At 33.3% G+C, this 4,289-nt stretch carries 5 protein-coding genes, 1 tRNA gene and 1 pseudogene; all 7 read left to right on the plus strand.

What is annotated here, in order from left to right; genetic code table 11:
* Nucleotides 1-248: pseudogene (locus ACT8VG_RS07975) on the plus strand (ECF transporter S component); the annotation flags it as partial.
* 28 nt (nucleotides 249-276) lie between these two features.
* Nucleotides 277-1,461, plus strand: a complete 1,185-nt coding sequence (coaBC, locus tag ACT8VG_RS07980; protein ID WP_432272471.1) for a bifunctional phosphopantothenoylcysteine decarboxylase/phosphopantothenate--cysteine ligase CoaBC — start codon at nucleotides 277-279, stop codon at nucleotides 1,459-1,461.
* Nucleotides 1,462-1,463: 2 nt separating this feature from the next.
* Nucleotides 1,464-2,240 carry a type III pantothenate kinase gene (locus tag ACT8VG_RS07985; RefSeq protein ID WP_187012363.1) on the plus strand — a complete coding sequence of 259 codons (777 nt, stop codon included), beginning with the start codon at nucleotides 1,464-1,466 and terminating at the stop codon, nucleotides 2,238-2,240.
* An 82-nt stretch (nucleotides 2,241-2,322) separates the two neighbouring features.
* Nucleotides 2,323-2,397 (plus strand) — tRNA-Gly (locus tag ACT8VG_RS07990).
* A 122-nt stretch (nucleotides 2,398-2,519) separates the two neighbouring features.
* Nucleotides 2,520-2,954 carry a LytTR family DNA-binding domain-containing protein gene (locus tag ACT8VG_RS07995; protein WP_444195578.1) on the plus strand — a complete coding sequence of 145 codons (435 nt, stop codon included), beginning with the start codon at nucleotides 2,520-2,522 and terminating at the stop codon, nucleotides 2,952-2,954.
* 11 nt (nucleotides 2,955-2,965) lie between these two features.
* On the plus strand, nucleotides 2,966-3,379 hold the full coding sequence (locus tag ACT8VG_RS08000; protein ID WP_195920909.1) for a DUF3021 family protein: 414 nt from the start codon (nucleotides 2,966-2,968) through the stop codon (nucleotides 3,377-3,379).
* On the plus strand, nucleotides 3,342-4,289 hold a 948-nt coding region (locus ACT8VG_RS08005), incomplete at its 3' end, for an ABC transporter ATP-binding protein (protein ID WP_444195579.1). The genes ACT8VG_RS08000 and ACT8VG_RS08005, both read left to right, overlap by 38 nt.

Consider the following 4,289-nt stretch of genomic DNA (forward strand, 5'->3'; position numbering starts at 1 on the left):
AACAGCAGACTATTGCGACTGCAGTGCCTGCATTCTTAGGTGCTTTCACTAATCGAGTAGTTGTATTATGTGGTATCTGGGCATTATTTGGTACATCTTATGCAAAAGCGATTGGACAGGATGCAAGTAAACTTGGAAGTTACTTCTTAGCTGTATCAAGCACACAGAGCCTACTTGAAGCTTTTGTAGGTGTAGTGATTGTGGTGATTGTCACAAAACCTCTCTTCGCTTTAATGAAGCGTGGATAATTTATAAATGAAAAGAGGGTATTAATAGATGAAAAAATTGATTATAGGGATTACTGGTTCTATTGCGGCATTTAAGACTGTACAGTTCATTAGTGATCTAGTGAAAGAAAAATATGAAATTGAAGTCATGCTCACTCCAAGTGCAGCTAAGTTTGTCACACCAACTTCTGTTTCTGCTCTCACAAAGAATAAAACATATATTGATGTCTTTGATGATGATCCTGGATGTATTACACATGTAGACATTGTCAAGGATGCTGATCTATTTATGATTGTACCAGCAAGTGCAACTACAATTGCGAAATGTGCAAATGGTATTGCGGACAATATGTTAACAGCTGCTTTTCTAGCAGCCACATGTCCTAAACTCATTGCACCTGCAATGAATGTACATATGTATGAAAATAAAGCCACTCAGCGTAATATCCAGACTCTAAAGGATGATGGTGTCTTATTTGTAGAACCAGCTGTAGGACTTCTTGCCTGCGGTGATACAGGTAAAGGTAAACTTGCAGACTATGATCACCTTCATTTAATGATGGAATATGCACTTAGCGATCATCCATTACAAGGTAAAAAGGTATTAGTCACTGCAGGACCAACTCAAGAATCTTTAGATCCTGTACGTTTTCTTACAAACCATTCATCAGGTAAAATGGGATACTCAATTGCCCGTGCAGCATTTATACTTGGCGCCAAGGTACGATTAATTCATGGACCTACATCATTAAAGCCAGTGCCTTATATCATCAATCAATCTATTACAAGTGCCCAGGATTTATTTGAATGTGTAAAAAGACATCATACACATTATGACTATATTATTATGTCAGCTGCAGTAGCTGACTATACACCTGTAGAAACATCTACAGAAAAGATTAAGAAAAATGACAATGAACTTATTCTTAAACTAAAAAAGAATCCAGATATCCTTGATTATATAGGGCATCATCAAGTTGAACATCAAGTGATATGTGGATTTGCGATGGAAACACAAGATTTAATTGAAAATGCATCAAAGAAATTAAATAAAAAACAATGTGATCTGATTATTGCGAACCATCTTAAAACGGAAGGAGCAGGATTTCAGGGTGATACAAATGTTGTTACTATTATTACTCAGGATTCTATGAAGGATATCGATAAGATGTCGAAATCAGATCTAAGCTATATTATTTTAAAAGAATGTATGAAAATAGGAGCTAAGAAATAAGAATGCTATTGGTTATAGATATCGGTAATACAAATATTACTATTGGTGTTTACAAAGAAGATCATTTAGTAGGTCGTTTTCGTATGACAACACGTATGGAACGTACATCAGATGAATATGGCTTAATGCTTCATTCATACCTTCAAGCATCTCACTTGAATGTAGAAGATGTGAAAGATGTTATTATTAGTTCAGTTGTACCAAAGATTAACTATTCTTTCTCAAGTTCCATTATTAAATACTTTCATATTAGACCGCTATTTGTCGGCCCAGGTGTGAAAACAGGCATCAATATTCAAATTGATCATACATCTACTCTTGGTTCAGACCGTTTAGTAGATGCAGCAGGGGCATATTATACTTATGGTGGTCCTTGCCTTGTTATTGATTTTGGTACAGCGACTACTTATGATGTGATTACAGAGAAAGGTGTTTTTATTGGCGGTGTAATTGCACCAGGCATTGGTATAGAAGCCGGTGTTCTTTCTTCTATGGCAGCTCAGCTTCCAGAAATTGAATTAGTCAAACCGCAGCATATTATTGCGAAAAACACAGTCACTGCAATGCAGGCTGGGGTTGTTTATGGTTATATTGGTAAGACTGAATATATTATCAAGAAGATTAAAGAAGAATATGGACAGAATCTAAAAGTAGTATCTACTGGTGGTTTAGGCAAGCTTATTGCGAAAGAAACTGAATTAATTGATATTTATGATCAGGAACTCACATTTAAAGGTCTAAAGATCATATATGATAAGAACAAGAAGGATCGTCACTGATCCTTCATTTTTTTACAAAACCTTATTGACACATATATTATTATTTGATATTATAAATGAGCACTCCTCGAGTGTTAGTGAGGCCGCATTCGTATAATGGCTATTATATCTGCTTGCCATGCAGAGGACGCCGGTTCAACTCCGGCATGTGGCTCCATTGAAATCAACTAGGCTAACGCCTAGTTTTTTTTCATCTTACAATACGATTTCTACAACTTAATAGGATAAGATGTTTAAATATAATCTATTATGTTATTATTTTTTTGACGGAGGAAGACTATGAAGACAAAAATTGAATTGATACCGGAAGAAAAAGTTGAAGAAACAATAATCAGATGTCATAAGATGACAGATGAAATACAAAATATAGTCTCTTATATAGAAAATGAGAAGAAAATCATGGGATATAAAAGGGGAACTACTTATCCTTTAAATATAAATAGTATCTATTATTTTGAAATTGTAGATCAAAATGCTTTTGTGTACTGTGAGAAAGAAATATATGAATCTAAAATGAAACTTTATGAATTTGAACAAGAAACAGAAGGTACATCATTCTTTCGTGCTTCTAAGTCACTTATTATTAATGCAGATAAGATTGATTCTATCAAACCTTCCTTTTCAGGAAGATTTGAAGTTGTACTAAAAAACAAAGAGAAACTCATAGTATCTAGACAATATGTACGTGTACTTAAACACATGATTGGATTATAAGGAGAAGAAAAATGGATAAAAATGAAATGATACATACAATAACTATTCAATATTTTGTGATTTATACATTATCAATGTTTGCGACAATTTTGTTTTGTCATATAGATCAGCCTCAAATAAAAATGCTATCTGTATCTTATTTAGGAGAGGTGGCAGTCTTTTCTTTTCTTGCCTGCCTTCCTACGACTATCTATTATTCTAAGTCTCAAAATGTCTTAGTGAAGACTATTATTCATACAATACTCTTAGAAATCATTCTTTTAATTGCTGGATATAAAATTGGTATGTATGAGGATGTCTTAGGAGGATTACTTTTCTTTTTCACGATACTTGTAGTAGATATTTTAGTCAGACTATTTAATTATTTGAATGATTGCCATCTTGCAAATGAAATCAATAAAGCTCTTAAGAGTAGAAAAGGGTGAACGTATGAACAGTATTGAAATTAAACATCTTACTAAAAGCTTTGGTGATATTAAAGCAGTAGATGACTTAAGCTTTAGTGTAGAAAAGGGGACTTTCTTCTCTTTTTTAGGTATTAATGGTGCTGGTAAGAGTACTGCTATTTCTATGATATGTGGTGAGCTTACAAGTGATGCAGGAGAAATATACATTGAAGGCAAAGATATTAAAACACATATGGATGAAGTCAGAACTACTATAGGTGTAGTTTATCAAACTTCTGCATTAGATGATGTACTTACAGTTTATGATAATCTAAAGTATCGCGCTGCTTTGTATGGTATTACAGGGAATTCTTTTAAGAAGAAACTAGAAGAACTCTCTATATTATTAGATTTCAAAGACTTTTTAAAGAAACCTTTAAATAAGCTATCAGGAGGACAAAGAAGACGTATAGATATAGCTCGTGCTCTTATTCATGGACCAGAACTTCTTATCTTAGATGAACCAACAACTGGTTTAGATCCTCAAACAAGAAAAACATTATGGAAAGTTATTGATAATTTAAGAAAAGAAAAACATATGACTGTATTTCTTACGACTCATTATATGGAAGAAGCAGCTGAAGCAGATCAAGTTGTTATTATTGATCATGGCCATCAAATAGCTTCAGGAACACCACATGAATTAAAACAGAAATATGCTTATGATTATTTAAATATCTATCATGTAAAAGAAGAGGATATCGAGTCTTTAGGACATCCATATACATATAATAAGGATCATTATACAATTCGTGTCAATCATCTGGGTGTTGTGAAAGAAATGATTCTTCAAAAACCAGAATTATTTAATGACTATGAACACGTAAAAGGAAGAATGGAAGAGGTCTTCTTAAAAGAAACAGGAAATAAACTCCCACGAGGACACCAA

This window comes from Catenibacterium sp., from assembly GCF_052354645.1.
Taxonomy (GTDB): Bacteria; Bacillota_I; Bacilli_A; order Erysipelotrichales; family Coprobacillaceae; genus Catenibacterium; species Catenibacterium mitsuoka_A.

What these genes read in the sequence shown, in the direction of transcription:
- coaBC (WP_432272471.1), top strand. Translation starts at nt 277, where the DNA reads ATGAAAAAATTGATTATAGGGATTACTGGTTCTATTGCGGCATTTAAG.
- ACT8VG_RS07985 (WP_187012363.1), top strand. Translation starts at nt 1,464, where the DNA reads ATGCTATTGGTTATAGATATCGGTAATACAAATATTACTATTGGTGTT.
- ACT8VG_RS07995 (WP_444195578.1), top strand. Translation starts at nt 2,520, where the DNA reads ATGAAGACAAAAATTGAATTGATACCGGAAGAAAAAGTTGAAGAAACA.
- ACT8VG_RS08000 (WP_195920909.1), top strand. Translation starts at nt 2,966, where the DNA reads ATGGATAAAAATGAAATGATACATACAATAACTATTCAATATTTTGTG.